This window comes from Paenibacillus periandrae (assembly GCF_022458865.1).
In the GTDB taxonomy this organism is placed as follows: Bacteria; Bacillota; Bacilli; order Paenibacillales; family NBRC-103111; genus Paenibacillus_S; species Paenibacillus_S periandrae.
This window is the reverse complement of the sequence record NZ_JAJNMU010000004.1, coordinates 392,064-405,928: the sequence shown is the minus strand read 5'-3', so window position 1 is coordinate 405,928 and position 13,865 is coordinate 392,064. Positions and strand designations below refer to the sequence as shown.

The following is a 13,865-nucleotide window of genomic DNA, read 5'->3' as shown; positions in this document are numbered from 1 at the left end:
TCCACATTAAAGGAGCTCCTGATGAATAGAATTGCATTCAATAAACTGGTTGCTAACAGATTTTTGCTTTTTCTGGCACTACCGGGGTTCTTGTTTATTATCATTTTTAAGTTCGTACCTATGTGGGGGTTTTTGTTAGCTTTTCAGGATTATAGTCCTTTTAAAGGCTTTATGGGTAGCAAGTGGGTCGGGTTCACACATTTTATGGATATGTTTCATGATCCCAATTTTTTAATTATGCTTCGAAATACGTTGGTGATCAATCTCCTTAGCCTTGTGTTTTATTTTCCATTGCCCATTATCATGGCTTTGATGCTTAATGAGGCTAAGCATGAGCTATTCAAGAAATTGAATCAATCCATTGTATACCTGCCTCATTTTTTATCTTGGGTAATTGTCTCGAGTATGACATTTTTTGTTTTATCGACAGATGTTGGAATAGTCAATAAAATACTTTTCTCATTTGGAATGGAGCAAATGAAATTTTTGTCCGACCCTAACTATTTCTGGGGCATCATCACAGCTCAGAGTATATGGAAAGAGACTGGTTGGGGAACGATTATTTTTTTAGCAGCAATGGCCGGAATTGACCCTCAACGATACGAAGCAGCAGTTATGGATGGAGCAGGGCGATTTAGACAAATCTGGAGCATTACGTTGCCAGGGATTACACCGACCATAGTCATCATGTTAATCCTTCGACTAGGCAACATGGCTGACGTTGGCTTCGAGCAGATTGTGCTGATGATCAACCCGCTTGTCCGTGAAGTGGGAGAGGTATTTGATACCTACTCTTATACACAGGGTATCTTGAGAGGAAAAGTAAGTATCGGTGTGACCGTCGGTCTCTTTAAGAGTTTGGTTGGATTATTTTTTGTTATTACTTCTAACTATATTATCAAAAAGTTAGGTTACGAGGGCATTTATTAAGAAAGGAGTGGCACAATGAGTTTTGTTTACAAAAAGCGTGTTTCTACTTTTGACATCATCAATAATATTCTTCTGGCATTCATATCATTAATCAGTATATTTCCATTCATTTATGTATTCAGCGTTTCCTTTACTGATCCTGATACCTATATCCCATTTAAATTTTATTTGTTCCCCGAACAATTTTCACTAGCCTCTTATAAGTATATTCTTTCTACCCGTATATTTATGGATTCCTTGAAGAATACAACATTTATCACGGTTATCGGAACTTTACTGAATTTAATATTCACGTTTTCATTTGCTTATTCCCTAAGTAAGAAGAGGACACCTGGACGCAATTTTATGCTTGGATGCGTTATAGTATCCCTATTGTTTCATGCTGGAATCATACCTAATTATTTACTGGTTAAGGAGATGGGGTTGCTAAATTCATATTGGTCTTTAATATGGCCCACCTTAACAAATGCATGGAGTCTGATTGTAGTTAAGAGCTTTATGGATTCGTTGCCGGAGGAGCTGGAGGAAGCTGCCAGAATTGATGGATGTAATGATCTGTCCATATTTTTCAGGATCGTGATTCCTTTATCGATGCCAGCTATGGCGGCATTTACTTTATTTTTTGCAGTAGCTCATTGGAATGCATATTTTAATGCTTTGATCTATTTAACGGATACGAATAAATGGACTTTGCAAGTGCTTATTAAAACATTGGTTGTAGATTCAGATTCGTCAGGTGTTGCGCAGGCGGGGGCGGCAGAGGATAAGCTCATTCCCCAGGAGACGATTCGGATGGCAGCAGTTATGCTCGCTATGCTTCCAATACTGGTGGTGTATCCATTTCTTCAAAAGCATTTTGCCAAGGGAGTCATGGTTGGGTCTATTAAGGGTTAATTATTAATTAAATATTAGGGAGGACATTTCAAATGACAATAGAGGCTGATTTGACTATACAAGAGGTCAGAATCATCGAGATAGCTGATCATAACCAGCAAAATGAACAAAAGTTTGTAGAGATTGTTTGTTTTGGAGGACTAAGAGGGCATGCAGGTCCACTCGATGGGCAATATCAATTTAATGCTGTCAGAAATAAACTTCATTTATTCAATAAATATCTTGAAGGGCGCAACGTCTTTGATTCTGGTATAGAGTTTTCTGCTCTCTGGGATTCCATATATCCGAACAATCCTTTATCCTCCTATGAAATCGGTAAGGATCCTCTAACCGGTGAGCATATCTGGGGTTCGCATCGGACGGCAAGGCATACGGCCACTGGAGAAATTATAACTGCATTTAGCGCTGTTGATATTGCCATTTGGGATTTGCGTGGCAAAGCAGAAAAGAAGTCCGTCTATCAGTTGCTAAACGGCATACGAACTGAGCTTGCAGCTTACGTTAGCTGCATGGGCAGCAAAGCTCCAGAGGATGCGCTGCTAAAGGCAAAGTACTGGTATGACAGGGGCTTTAACCGCCATAAATGCTTTTTGCCACACCGTCCTATAGAAGCAAAAGGGGTCAGAAGCAATCTTAATTTTGTTGATACTCTTCATAAAGCTTTAGCAGAGGATGCGCAGGTGATGTATGATCTTAGCAGATTAAGTGATCAGCTTAACGATCCATCTTCGCGTAGCACAAGATTGTCCTGGGTCAGCGAGTTGGTAAAAGAGATGCTGCCTTATCGCCCGATTTGGATAGAAGAGCCTGTAGCACCGGATGATATTGAAGGCTACAAAATGATTAAGCAAGCTAATCCTTCGGCAGTGTTAGCCGGTGGGGAACATCTTTACACACGTTGGAACCTCAAGCCTTATCTGGATAATGGCTTGCTCGATTATGTTCAGTGTGATCCGGAATGGTGCGGAGGAATTTCCGAATCAATAGCAATCTGCAAGATGATTGCAGCCTCATATCCGGGGGTTCGCATAGTTCCGCATGGACACATGATTTTGGCAGCATCTCAGATTGTGGCGGCACATTCCGAAGAAGTATCCCCTTTTGTAGAATATTTATATCAAGTCATTCCGAATAGAATTCGTTATTTCAACAATGTGGTAGAGCCGGTTAACGGCGTCTTAAGAGTACCGCTGGAGCATGGAGTTGGTCCGATGCTAGACAGCTCAAAATATCAAGTGGTTCGGATCTACCAGGATGAGGAGTAAAGTGATGCAGGAAATAAAGTTGGTTTTAACTACGGTCGGTTATCAAAACAAGCATTGGGCGCGTTTCTGCGAAATCTTTGCTCCAGCGGAAGTTATTAGGCTTCCAAATGATGACACCGACGGTATCAATGCCGCGCTCCAATATGCTGATGTCGCTGTACTAGAGAGAGAGTTGGACGACCGCTACCTGAAAGCACCTTCTCTGCGTTGGGTTCATTGCGATCATGCAGGTTTGAACAATTGCGCTTGGCCCGAAATTTTTGACAGAGGTTTGCTTGTTACTGGATCAGCGGGCCGTTCCGCTCCTGCATTAGCGGAGCATGCGCTCTTCTTTATGTTGGCGCTGGCTTACCGGGCTCCTGATTTTATCGATGCGCAGCGGGCGCATCACTGGGGAATATCAGGACAGGACCAGCTTCGCGGATTGTTTGGGCAAACAATCGGTATCATAGGTATGGGGCATATCGGGAAGGAACTGGCTGTCAGGACCAAATCCATGGGTATGCGAGTTCTTGGTTATCGTCGAAGTGCAGAATCACCTTCACTGGGAGTTGATCGCTTATATTGTGGAGAAAACGGCGAGACCATGGATGAAATACTGGCTGAAAGCGACTTCATCGTATTGGCGCTGCCTTTGACCAACAAGACCCACCACCTCATTGGGAAGCGAGAGCTGGATTTAATGAAGCCGACGGCATGTCTCATTAATATGGCACGAGGAGCCGTAATTAATGAAAGCGCGCTCGTTGAGACACTCTATGCTGGCCATCTCGGGGGAGTAGGACTAGATACTTTCTCACAAGAGCCGCTGCCGAAAGAAAGCCCATTATGGGATGCGCCAAGAACCTTGATTACTCCACATACGACTCCACAGGTTCCAGACCGTACAGGTCGTTCTCTTGATATCATTAGCGAAAATGCGAGGCGGTTCCGTGAAGGGAAACCACTTTTGAATCAACTGAAGCCCGAGGATATCTACACCCCAGATATTTTAAAAGGTTGAGGAAGGAGGCCGGTGATGAGCCGTTTGGTTCGATTCTAGTCTCAGCCGATGGTGACGTGCTTGGAGAAGATCACAACCATGTATCCGGCGGAGATCATACCCAGCACCCGGAATTCGCGCTGGCGCGTTGGGCGGCAGAGAACATGACGATAGAAGAAAGACACAAGGCGACGGTTTATACCTCGGGGGAACATTGCCCGATGTGCGCCGCTGCTCACGGTTGGGTTGGACTAGGCCGGATTGTGTATGCGAGCTCCTCTGCACAACTGGCACAATGGCTAAGTGAGATGGGGATCGCTGCCTCGCGCGTCCGCAACCTTCCAATTCAGGAAGTCATTCGCGATACGGACATAGACGGTCCTGTTCCCGAACTCGCTGATCAGGTTCGAGAGATCCATAGACAGTTTTACGCGAAGAAACGGTGATCTGAAAGAAACCAGGAAAATCGCTGCTGGCTACTAAAAAGGTCTGTTGCCGAGCAAATAACTCGGTAATAGACCTTACTCAAAGAGGAGCTTTCCCAAGAGAAATCGATCCGGCAACCTTAATCCTCCAAGCAAATGCAAAAAGGATCAACCAGTAGTCTCTGGTCAATCTCATAATACGAACGGCTAGGTTATTCCAATATGTGGTATATTGTTTACGAAGTAAAAAAGTGGGGTTAGAGGAGGATTCGTAGCGGTGAACAAAGACGATATTGTTATTAAACAAATAGCAGAATTAGATAAAATGGAATCAATAATATCATTACAATCGACAATCAATAAACTCGAGAATGCCTTGTCCCAGATGTCTCAAAATGGAACCAATACTACCCTAGTAAAGAAACGACTCAAAGCTGTGTATATCGGCTTGGCCACGCTAGAAAACGTTTGGAATCAAAAAACCCATCATTACACCCAGGAAGACTTAGCAGAAGCTCGCAATGTTATTACTGGTTTATTTCCATCAATTGAAAACAGTTATGTTAAGTCAAAGGCTGGTAGCCCCCAAAGAACGCTTTTAGAAAGAAGAATTAAAGCTTTGGAACTGGCTGTTCAAGCAATTAATGGCCTTTCTGCTAAATAACTCACTCTCTTTGACCGGAGCATTTTATCGAATAGGTAGGACATATAAAGTAGTTAATGTTTTATCAAAGCAAATGCCGAATGAGGTGATTGTAACTGGATTTCGCTTATTACACATGCAAGCATGATGGATTCTTGCAGGCGGCTTTGTCGAATGTCTCCCAAGTCAATAATGTCAAACCAGCCCAGATCTTTAAGAAGAGATTTGACCTGATTTTTGGAATGTATTTCATTGCCCGAGATAAACATGACAGGCACGCCTTCTTTGAAATTTGGATGAACCATTTTCTTGTCATTGATCGTGTTGAGTGTTTTCACGACATAACAGTCTGGTAACAACTCTTGAACCCATTCACCTGCTGACGTATTGTTGAATAGTAAGCGTGGACCGTTATCAAATTGAACAGCATTACTTACATCAATTATCGTTTTATTTTTCAGGTATGCAGGGTCAATCTGTTCAAGCACTTCCTTTAAACATGACCAAGGAAGCGCTACAATGATAATCTCAGCCAACTGGGCAGCCATATTAAACGAAGTGATATCCCCATTTTCCCCTATTTCTTGTTTCCACGCGTAATAATTGGAATTGTTAGGGTCGCGGCTGCTGATAAAAACGTGATGACCTCATGAACTAACCCTTTGCTTAGTGCAATCCCTACATTACCTGCCCCAAGGATTCCAATTTTCATAAGGTGAAACAATGCCTGTGCAATTAAATTAAAACAGCATCTTTTTTTACCATTCAAAATTAATGACAATAGCTGTCACTATTATCAGCTAAACTAAAGCCAGAAACAAAGAAAATAAACCTCGAAGGAGAGATCTACATGACAGTGCAGTTGATTCCCTTTTTAATGTTTAACGGTAACGCCAGTGAAGCCATTTCGTTTTATGAAACGGCTCTGGAAGCCAAGGTGCTTTTTAAGCAGACGGTTGGCGAAGGTCCCCTGAGTCCTGAAGTTCAATTAACAGAAGAACAGCAGGCACAAATTTCCCACTCCATTCTAAGCATTGGCGAAACTGATGTGTATGCCTCCGATCTAATTCCGGGACAAAAGTTGCAGGTTGGCAATCAAGTGACAATATGCATTACCACCAATGATGCTGGAAAGTCCCGCCAATATTATGAAGCTCTGCTGCCAGGCGGGAAGGTGCTGCAGCAGTTAGGAGAAGTTCATTTTAGTCCAGCTTACGGTATGCTAACGGACCAATTTGGTGTCACCTTTCAAATATTTACTACAAGACATTGAAAAGCCATAATTTCCAAGGGGAATGGCTCCCTCAAAGGTTTCATCGAGAGCCTTTAACAAAAACATTTCCGTGAAGCCACGCTATCCAAGCTTAAAGACCAGTTGGACCCAGGAGAGAGTGCTCATATTTTGTTTGAAGATGAGTCTGCCTTGCGGCAGGCTCTCATCTGTATGTGAAGGAACTTAATTGTCATGGACAAGCTAATCATGTTCTTCAGCAGCATCACAGCAAAAAAGCCGACGACTCCTACCCTTGGGTGGAGTAACCGGCTTTTTTATCCCGTGTAAGATAAAAGGATGATGAAGATGAGATGTTTGATAAATTGTGGTGGTTTACAAAGAGGTAGTTTTATTATGAATAATCGTTTGTTCTTTAGCTGCATGGACATTAAGGATAACATTAAGCATAAATAACACGACAGCAATAGCGGTTACAGTTCCTCCAACGGCAACTATAGGTTCCGTATTAGGAACACCGCTAACTAAAAGAATTAAGCCGATCATCATGATAGGAAGTCCGATATTATGCAGCCAAAAATGAAATTTACCTAATCGGGAGTCCGCTGCTTTTGGAAAAACACTATAGACCAAACCAGCTAATGCAAGCGAAACCCAACCAACAAGATTGATATGAGCATGAACCGAAGCGAATTCAAATTTGTGAGTAATCGACATAAACATGCCGAAACAGACACCTACAACAAAATAAATCGATGCGATTTTAATAAGTGTAGCTCCCATTGACGTACCTCCTCAGAATGACTATTTTTAACCTGTAATATCATGAGTGAGAAAATTTCACGTTACTTTTCAATTTCATACGGAAATACCGGGAACTGAATCAGGTCCGATTGAGCAACGGGTACAAATACGATTTTATCATGAACAGGGACTCTTTTTGGTAGTTTATGGAGATTACTTCCGTCATAATATATGGGCTTATCTTGTTCATTTGACACAATAATCACCTCCTTACTTAATGACATTAGAGTCTTGCGTGACCAGACCGGAAACGCTAGCGTTACTGTATACATTAGAGATGGAGATACCTCTCTCAAATTCCATTTACAATTTACTAGCAATTTACGATAACATTAAGGGTACCATTCTGCGTTAGCACATTCTATTATCCGAAAGTAGTAAATCGGGTATACTTTCGTTTTCGTTTTTCCTCACCGTGTCGGAACTGTCCCACGTTACAATTAAAACGCTACATCCTTATCACAAGATCGGTCTGCTCATGCCTGGCAAAATAAGTGAACCGGATACCGGTTGTATGGAGCGAAACAGTTGGAACGTTTGCTGGAAGATCAGCAAAGCGGGTTGCTTTTTTAATTGCGGTCGTTCCATGCGCAGACGATGTAATGGGGTTAATCATAAAAGATCCTTACTAAATCATTGACTTTATAAATTAAAAGATTTAATATTAAGACAGATTCAAATTATAACGAAATCCATACCAAAGCCAGGTCGAGAAATGAGGTGAGAAATAAATGCCGGTTGATATTTTTTCAGCGCTTGCTGATCCTACTCGAAGGAAAATAATTGAATTGCTTGCCGAGCACGAAGAATGCCCCGCATCTTTCATTCACGCGCAATTCTCGGTTAGTCCTCAGGCGATCTCTCAACACCTGAAAATTCTTCTGGAAGCTAATCTAGTCAGTGTGGAGAAAAAAGCGCAGCAGCGTATCTATCGGCTGAATCCCGTGGTCTTGTTAAAGCTTGATGAATGGTCCCATCACGTCAAGCAAAGGTGGAACAGACGTTTGGATGCTTTGGATGCCGTTTTGAAAAATGAGATGGCGAACATGCTCAAAAACCATGAAAAGGAGATTGACGATGAACCTTAATAAGCAAGATGTCGTAATTACACGTGTTTTCGATTTTTCGGTGGAATTGGTGTGGAAGGCATGGACGAATCCATCACTTGTGATGAAATGGTGGGGGCCTGCTCATTACACGTCACCAAGGTGTGAAATCGATTTTCGAGAAGGGGGAAAGTTTCTGTTCTGCATGCGTGCCCCCGATTCACATGGCGGTCAGGAGTCGTACTCTGCAGGTGTCTACAAGGTAATCAAGCCAATGGAACGCCTTGAGTTCAATCAGTATTTAAGCGATGCAAACGGCAATTACATCGATCCGGCAGAAGCAGGACTCCCTTCGGATTTTCCCTGCAATGTTGAATTTGTAATCGAGTTTTCCTCAAAAGGCGAGCAGACGGAGCTTAAGATAACGGAATATGGCTGGACGCCGGGAGAGATGTTGAAGTATGCGATCATGGGGATGAACCAGTCGCTCGACAAGCTTGCCGAACGAATCGGACCGATGAATCTGTCTTAGCTGACAAGACGCGCATGTGTATGACAAGATCTAACAGATTAACAAAAATAAACCTCTGAAAGTCCGAGTCGCAACGTCATTGGGGAATGAAGCGCAATTCCAGCATCCAAGAGGTTTGTTTCTAAATGGAGCTATAACCTATGAAATTGAAAAATTCCAATAAAAGTGAGGAATGATAAAATGGGAAAAGTAATAGCGTCAGTAAGCTGCACATTGGATGGTATTTTTACAGGATCGACCGGTGATGAAAATAATATGGTTAGCTGGGCAATGCCCGGTGTCATAGATGCGATGATGGATAATCTGGTTATGTTTCAGCAGGCTGAAGCACTTTTGATGGGGCGAGTCACATATGAAGGATTTTCCATGTACTGGCCCTATCAAGAGGGAGATTGGGCTGATGCCATGAACAAAACCCGCAAGTATGTGGCAACCCGCAATCGTGAGTGTGATGTGAAGTGGGGGGATTACCAAAATACGATTACGCTTCTATCCGGCGATGTGGAGGCACAATTGGAAGAGCTTAAAAATGAGCTTGATGGCGATATCGTTATCCCTGCGAGTGCTGGTCTGGTACAATGCCTGTTAAATGCTGGCTTGGTTGATGAATTTAGCATGATCGTTCACCCTGTTATCCTTGGGAGCGGCAAAAAGTATCTGAAGAACATCGCAAGCAGAAAGGATTTAAAGCTCCTGCGAACGCAGCACTATGAGACTAGCGGATCTCTACGGTTATGTTATGAGGTGATGAAGTAACGGCAGTTTAACCTCGTAGCCGGCTTGCCCCGCTCCGCGTTGAACGGCTGCGGCTAGTATAGCGGAATTGCCGTTTCGACGTGGACTGCTAAGCCCTACCAGGCGAGGATAAGCTGAAGTGTTGGGGCAAGCAGAAGCGACTTTTGCTGATAGGGTTTGGATTAGAGCAATTCGCATGAGTTCAAGTCAACGAGGTATAAATATTTTCAGTATACTTAGTAATGGCTTCATCGTAATCCGGATACTTGTATTCGAGACTTTCTGCCACAGCCTTTGAGTACTTTCTGAATAACTCATAACTAGTTAATAAGGACTGCCACATTTCCTGATACCCATTCTCAGAATAGGTGGATAGTAAGGATGCCCAATCTTCATTCGGAAGGTAACGATTTATAAATTTATAGTTTTTCCCCACACTAAAGGTATATCCCTGCTCTGATCCAATTTGCCAAGCCATCATTCTCAATAAATTAGGTCTTGCAATCTCGTTTAAATGATCAATAGCAACAAGTATTTCTTTTCTCGCTAATCCTTTTACTACGTAAGTTGAAACCATCCAGAACTCATTGCAACAATCATCAAATTCTCTTGCAGTTGGCTTTTTAATCCAATATTGACGATCATCAGCTATCACTTCATTTTTGATTTGAGTATCCTTATCGAGCAAGACCGCAACTAAACCATCGCTCTTGGTAAAATAATCCTCCACCTCGTTAATTGGAATAAGTGTTAGGTCTACTTTATTACCATCCTCAAATAGAATTAAATATGAAAACCAATTACCTAATTCTGACGGAAAAAGCTCCATATCCTCGGGTTTTTGCATCATAACACGATTTCCCAAAATTTCAAGCCATTGATCATTTTCCTTGAAAGAATCAATATCTGTTACAAAGTAAGAAATGTCATAATCTTGGAATGTATCAGGGGGAATATTGTTGTTTGTACGTGACCCTTCCAAAGTTACCAATCGGATTCTATCATCATTCATAGCAAAATCTACAAGGATATTCATCATTTCCTGTTCACTTCTCAATACAGTAATCCTCCGTTCCAATCATTTTCTTTTGTACCATTAAAATTAGAGCTTCAATATTGCCGCATTACTTTGACGAAGACTGACATTAGTCACATTTTCCGCTGCTGGCGGGATCTGTTTACTGTGGATAAGGGTTTTCTTATTTTACCAGGAAAGAGAGGATTTTTGTATTTTTATTTCATCAGTGCGATGTTCATTCCTTTCCAAATTATTATGCTTCCGATTGTAAAGCTTACAACGGCATTGCATAACTTGGCATTTGCGTCTTATCTGCTTGCACTCGCCCCGATGGTTATCGTATATCTGATTGCGCAAAAATGGATTATTAATGGAATTACGCAAGGTGCTTTAAAGTAAGGATATTGGAATAGTAGGAAATATAGCATTTACAAGGCCCCTCAGCGTTTTCTGAGTGGTCTTTTCGTTGTAGCATATCCATTTTCCAACGGATTTGTTCTAAGGAAATGCATGGCGAATTTGAAGGTATTTTTCTAAAGATCTCGAATTATTCGATGTATGAATTCGATTACAAATCTTAGGAGGGATTTATTGTGTGGAACCCGGATGAGTATATTAAGGATCTATATGAAAGCGTGCGTCCTGTCGAAATCTTTCGTGCGGACTCGCAGCTGGAATGGGAGAAGTGGAGAGGGCGCTTACGTAAACAGCTGGTTGATCTGCTTGGCGGTTTTCCCGTTGAGGTGCCAAGTCTTTCACCGGTTCTGCTCGAATCGGAGGACTGCGGAACGTATATCCGTCAGCGCATTCAAATTCAGACTTATCCACGACTCTATATGCCCATCTATGTCCTTATCCCTAAAGAAAGCAAAGGCCGTCTTGGAGCGGTTATCGCCTGCCACGGTCACGGATACGGTAGTAAGGATATCGTAGGTCTAAACCCCGATGGCACGAAAAAAACGGGAAATCCAGGATACCAAAAGGATTTTGCTGTCGAGCTGGTTAATCAAGGTTTTCTTACCATCGCGCCCGAATTGTTTGGATTTGGAGACCGCAAGCTTCAAGAGGATGCCAAGGCAGGGAACTCCTGCCATAGGTTATCTACGTTTCTCCTGGCAGTAGGCCAGACGATGGCGGGGTATCGAGTTTTTGAGACGCTGCGTTGTGTGGACTATTTACTTACACGTGAAGATGTTGATGCGGAACGAATCGGATGTATGGGCATTTCTGGTGGAGGTCTTGTCTGCTCATTTGCGGCCGCCATAGATGATCGAATTTCTGCCGCGGTTGTAAGCGGGTTCGCCAACACCTTCCAAGCCAGTATTTTATCTATGCATCATTGTGTGGATAATTACGTCCCTGGGTTGTCACTTGTTGCGGAAATGCCAGATCTGCTGAGTCTGATCGCCCCTAAGCCTCTGCTCATTGAAGCGGGAACGCGAGACCCGATTTTCCCCGTTCACGCCACCAAGGAGGCATATGAGAAGCTCCAAAGCATTTATCATTTATTAGGTGCTGTTCATAATTTGGAATTAGATCTATTCGAGGGTGAGCATGAAATATCGGGTAAGCTCGCTTATGATTGGTTTCGTCGTGTGATGGTGTAATCAACTACGCCAAACTTGGATGTGAACATTTTGGATATGCCTCTTGCACATACCAATGCATCATCCAAAGTGTTCCATGTATCGTAGACTCCATTTACTTTTGAATTATCTATTTTTCACCAGAAAAATCTGCCAAATCCTCAGTCTTTATACTCGTTACATTCAAAGGAGAAATTATCTCGGGACGATAATACCATTTAAATTATCTGACTATTCTTATTATAAATGAATCCAATATGCTTACCAAGATGAAGAATTTCATCAGGAAAGCTGTATTTCGATCATATATTACCAATATTTTCTAATTATTATGACATAAGTCATATTGGATTCTGTAATTTCCTTTGCAACTTTTGGAAATTCATGATAATGTCGTTGTCAGAACAGCATGGACATGGAGGTTAATTGCGGTATGGCTCAACTAGACCAAACTATCCGTTTTAGGGCAATGATTGCGTTTTTTTTGCCATTGGGTTTTTCCGCATTACTGATATCGGTTTCTCATGTCATAATTAATAGTACGCTAGCTCATGCGATCATAAATCCTGAAATCGTGATAACAGGTTATGCGATGGCTTTCAGCATTTTTGGTTTGACAGAAGAAGCAGCTGTCTTAATGAGGCAAACGTGTACCGTGCTGGTAAAAGACAAACGGACGTTTAAATCGCTTTTAATTGTTTGTTTATTCCTGATTATTTTTATTCTATTGATTTCTTCCATTGTTGCATACACTCCTGCAGGAGCCTGGTTGTTCGGATATGTATTCGGGGCCTCTGAGGAGCTTCAAACGGATATTCTCGGTACCTATAGGGTTTTGGTATTCGTCACTATTTTTTCTGTGCTTAGATGTATTTACCAAGGAATCATCATTTCCAAAATGCGTACCAAGTGGCTAACGATTGCCATGATTATCCGATTATCCGTAATGTACGGATTATCTTTATTATTTATCAGCAATCCGCATTTAATTAGCGGCAGGACGGGTGCTTTTATTTTTTTGGCGGGTATGATTGTAGAAGCGGCAGTGAGTTATGCGGAGGGGCGTATGCTTGTAAACAAGCTGCCCGCTTTTTCGGATGATGGCGAATCACGGGATGTTCGGGGTGTTTTTCGATTTTATCGGCCGATGCTTATATCCGTTTTTCTTGCCGTTAGTGTCACTCCTGCGATTAATGTGCTGCTGGGCAAAACGGTTAATATGGAATTAGCCATTGCCTCTTACACTATCGCATTCAGTATTACTTGGCTTGCGACAAGCTTTCAGACGTATATGCATCAGATCGTTCTGAATTATTACAAAAAAGCACCTCACCTTGTTTTTAGGTTTGGAATCATCTTTGGGATTATGCCAGGGTTTTTCCTTTGCTTGTTGGGATTCACCCCGCTTGGACATTGGGTATTACAGCATCTCGTTGGAATTAACGGTGATCTGCTGACAGCTACCGCACAAGCGCTAAACATATTTGTACTGTTCTCGCTTATTTTTCCTTGGGTCGACTTTTGCAACGGAATTGTCATGCTGCGCAGCCAAACCGGTATTATGGTGTACTCCCAGGGTTCCAATATAGTTATGACTTTAGTTGTACTCCTGATTGGCATTTGGCTCGTTCCAGACTGGAATGGAGCGATTGGTGCATTGGCCCAGTCCATTGGAAGTGCTGCCGAACTTGGTGTGCTGGTGCTTTCGCTGTATAGACTACGTCAGCCTTCGACTTACTCAATAGGGAATTAGGAGGAAGCGAGGAGGAGGAGG

General features: G+C 42.4%; 15 protein-coding genes and 3 pseudogenes. 14 read left to right on the top strand and 4 right to left on the bottom strand.

Features of this window, described 5'->3' with window-relative positions; all coding sequences use genetic code 11:
• Positions 1-21 precede the first annotated feature (21 nt).
• The 6 genes from LRL21_RS08925 (at position 22) to LRL21_RS08900 (ending at position 5,160) form a co-directional block, all read left to right on the top strand.
• Positions 22-930 carry an ABC transporter permease gene (locus LRL21_RS08925; protein ID WP_240415421.1) on the top strand — a complete coding sequence of 303 codons (909 nt, stop codon included), beginning with the start codon at positions 22-24 and terminating at the stop codon, positions 928-930.
• Between the two features lie 15 nt (positions 931-945).
• On the top strand, positions 946-1,824 hold the full coding sequence (locus tag LRL21_RS08920) for a carbohydrate ABC transporter permease (RefSeq protein WP_240415420.1): 879 nt from the start codon (positions 946-948) through the stop codon (positions 1,822-1,824).
• A gap of 32 nt (positions 1,825-1,856) precedes the next feature.
• Positions 1,857-3,089, top strand: coding sequence for a mandelate racemase/muconate lactonizing enzyme family protein (locus tag LRL21_RS08915; RefSeq protein WP_240415419.1), 1,233 nt, complete (start codon positions 1,857-1,859; stop codon positions 3,087-3,089).
• 4 nt (positions 3,090-3,093) lie between these two features.
• Positions 3,094-4,092, top strand: coding sequence for a D-2-hydroxyacid dehydrogenase (locus LRL21_RS08910; protein WP_240415418.1), 999 nt, complete (start codon positions 3,094-3,096; stop codon positions 4,090-4,092).
• Positions 4,089-4,517: a nucleoside deaminase gene (locus LRL21_RS08905; protein ID WP_240415417.1), complete on the top strand. Its 429-nt coding sequence runs from the start codon at positions 4,089-4,091 to the stop codon at positions 4,515-4,517. The genes LRL21_RS08910 and LRL21_RS08905 overlap by 4 nt, the downstream gene beginning before the upstream one ends.
• Positions 4,518-4,821: 304 nt before the next feature.
• Positions 4,822-5,160 carry a hypothetical protein gene (locus tag LRL21_RS08900; RefSeq protein WP_275900668.1) on the top strand — a complete coding sequence of 113 codons (339 nt, stop codon included), beginning with the start codon at positions 4,822-4,824 and terminating at the stop codon, positions 5,158-5,160.
• Between the two features lie 53 nt (positions 5,161-5,213).
• Here LRL21_RS08900 and LRL21_RS08895 read toward each other — a convergent pair.
• Positions 5,214-5,774, bottom strand: a pseudogene (locus tag LRL21_RS08895) (NADPH-dependent F420 reductase); the annotation flags it as partial.
• A 215-nt stretch (positions 5,775-5,989) separates the two neighbouring features.
• Between LRL21_RS08895 and LRL21_RS08890 the strand changes: the two are divergent.
• Positions 5,990-6,412 carry a VOC family protein gene (locus LRL21_RS08890; protein WP_240415416.1) on the top strand — a complete coding sequence of 141 codons (423 nt, stop codon included), beginning with the start codon at positions 5,990-5,992 and terminating at the stop codon, positions 6,410-6,412.
• 333 nt (positions 6,413-6,745) lie between these two features.
• On the opposite strand, the gene LRL21_RS08885 is transcribed toward LRL21_RS08890, so the two are convergent.
• Both LRL21_RS08885 and LRL21_RS08880 read right to left on the bottom strand, forming a co-directional pair.
• Positions 6,746-7,153 (bottom strand): cbb3-type cytochrome c oxidase subunit I, encoded by a 408-nt coding sequence (locus LRL21_RS08885; protein ID WP_240415415.1) that lies wholly within the window; start codon positions 7,151-7,153, stop codon positions 6,746-6,748.
• Positions 7,154-7,215: 62 nt separating this feature from the next.
• Positions 7,216-7,371, bottom strand: a complete 156-nt coding sequence (locus tag LRL21_RS08880) for a hypothetical protein (RefSeq protein ID WP_240415414.1) — start codon at positions 7,369-7,371, stop codon at positions 7,216-7,218.
• A 218-nt stretch (positions 7,372-7,589) separates the two neighbouring features.
• Between LRL21_RS08880 and LRL21_RS08875 the strand changes: the two are divergent.
• The 4 genes and pseudogenes from LRL21_RS08875 to LRL21_RS08860 form a co-directional block, all read left to right on the top strand.
• Positions 7,590-7,714: pseudogene (locus LRL21_RS08875) on the top strand (MerR family DNA-binding transcriptional regulator); the annotation flags it as partial.
• A 191-nt stretch (positions 7,715-7,905) separates the two neighbouring features.
• The gene (locus LRL21_RS08870; RefSeq protein ID WP_240415413.1) at positions 7,906-8,262 is read left to right on the top strand and encodes an ArsR/SmtB family transcription factor; all 357 of its coding nucleotides are present in this window, start codon (positions 7,906-7,908) and stop codon (positions 8,260-8,262) included.
• Positions 8,252-8,752, top strand: a complete 501-nt coding sequence (locus LRL21_RS08865; RefSeq protein ID WP_240415412.1) for an SRPBCC family protein — start codon at positions 8,252-8,254, stop codon at positions 8,750-8,752. The genes LRL21_RS08870 and LRL21_RS08865 overlap by 11 nt, the downstream gene beginning before the upstream one ends.
• Positions 8,753-8,932: 180 nt before the next feature.
• Positions 8,933-9,508: a dihydrofolate reductase family protein gene (locus tag LRL21_RS08860; protein ID WP_240415411.1), complete on the top strand. Its 576-nt coding sequence runs from the start codon at positions 8,933-8,935 to the stop codon at positions 9,506-9,508.
• A 181-nt stretch (positions 9,509-9,689) separates the two neighbouring features.
• Here LRL21_RS08860 and ant(6) read toward each other — a convergent pair whose 3' ends face one another.
• Positions 9,690-10,544 (bottom strand): aminoglycoside 6-adenylyltransferase, encoded by an 855-nt coding sequence (gene ant(6) / locus LRL21_RS08855; protein WP_240415410.1) that lies wholly within the window; start codon positions 10,542-10,544, stop codon positions 9,690-9,692.
• 168 nt (positions 10,545-10,712) lie between these two features.
• Between ant(6) and LRL21_RS08850 the strand changes: the two are divergent.
• The 3 genes and pseudogenes from LRL21_RS08850 to LRL21_RS08840 form a co-directional block, all read left to right on the top strand.
• A pseudogene (locus LRL21_RS08850) lies at positions 10,713-10,904 on the top strand (hypothetical protein); the annotation flags it as partial.
• A 194-nt stretch (positions 10,905-11,098) separates the two neighbouring features.
• Positions 11,099-12,112: an alpha/beta hydrolase gene (locus tag LRL21_RS08845; protein WP_240415409.1), complete on the top strand. Its 1,014-nt coding sequence runs from the start codon at positions 11,099-11,101 to the stop codon at positions 12,110-12,112.
• 412 nt (positions 12,113-12,524) lie between these two features.
• On the top strand, positions 12,525-13,844 hold the full coding sequence (locus LRL21_RS08840) for a multi antimicrobial extrusion protein MatE (RefSeq protein ID WP_240415408.1): 1,320 nt from the start codon (positions 12,525-12,527) through the stop codon (positions 13,842-13,844).
• The last annotated feature ends 21 nt before the right edge of the window (positions 13,845-13,865 follow it).

Excerpts from the sequence above, each read along its gene's own strand:
- LRL21_RS08890 (WP_240415416.1), top strand. The coding sequence starts at position 5,990 with ATGACAGTGCAGTTGATTCCCTTTTTAATGTTTAACGGTAACGCCAGT.
- LRL21_RS08910 (WP_240415418.1), top strand. The coding sequence starts at position 3,094 with ATGCAGGAAATAAAGTTGGTTTTAACTACGGTCGGTTATCAAAACAAG.
- LRL21_RS08900 (WP_275900668.1), top strand. The coding sequence starts at position 4,822 with ATGGAATCAATAATATCATTACAATCGACAATCAATAAACTCGAGAAT.
- LRL21_RS08920 (WP_240415420.1), top strand. The coding sequence starts at position 946 with ATGAGTTTTGTTTACAAAAAGCGTGTTTCTACTTTTGACATCATCAAT.
- LRL21_RS08870 (WP_240415413.1), top strand. The coding sequence starts at position 7,906 with ATGCCGGTTGATATTTTTTCAGCGCTTGCTGATCCTACTCGAAGGAAA.
- LRL21_RS08865 (WP_240415412.1), top strand. The coding sequence starts at position 8,252 with ATGAACCTTAATAAGCAAGATGTCGTAATTACACGTGTTTTCGATTTT.
- LRL21_RS08915 (WP_240415419.1), top strand. The coding sequence starts at position 1,857 with ATGACAATAGAGGCTGATTTGACTATACAAGAGGTCAGAATCATCGAG.
- LRL21_RS08885 (WP_240415415.1), bottom strand. The coding sequence starts at position 7,153 with ATGGGAGCTACACTTATTAAAATCGCATCGATTTATTTTGTTGTAGGT.
- LRL21_RS08925 (WP_240415421.1), top strand. The coding sequence starts at position 22 with ATGAATAGAATTGCATTCAATAAACTGGTTGCTAACAGATTTTTGCTT.
- LRL21_RS08840 (WP_240415408.1), top strand. The coding sequence starts at position 12,525 with ATGGCTCAACTAGACCAAACTATCCGTTTTAGGGCAATGATTGCGTTT.
- LRL21_RS08860 (WP_240415411.1), top strand. The coding sequence starts at position 8,933 with ATGGGAAAAGTAATAGCGTCAGTAAGCTGCACATTGGATGGTATTTTT.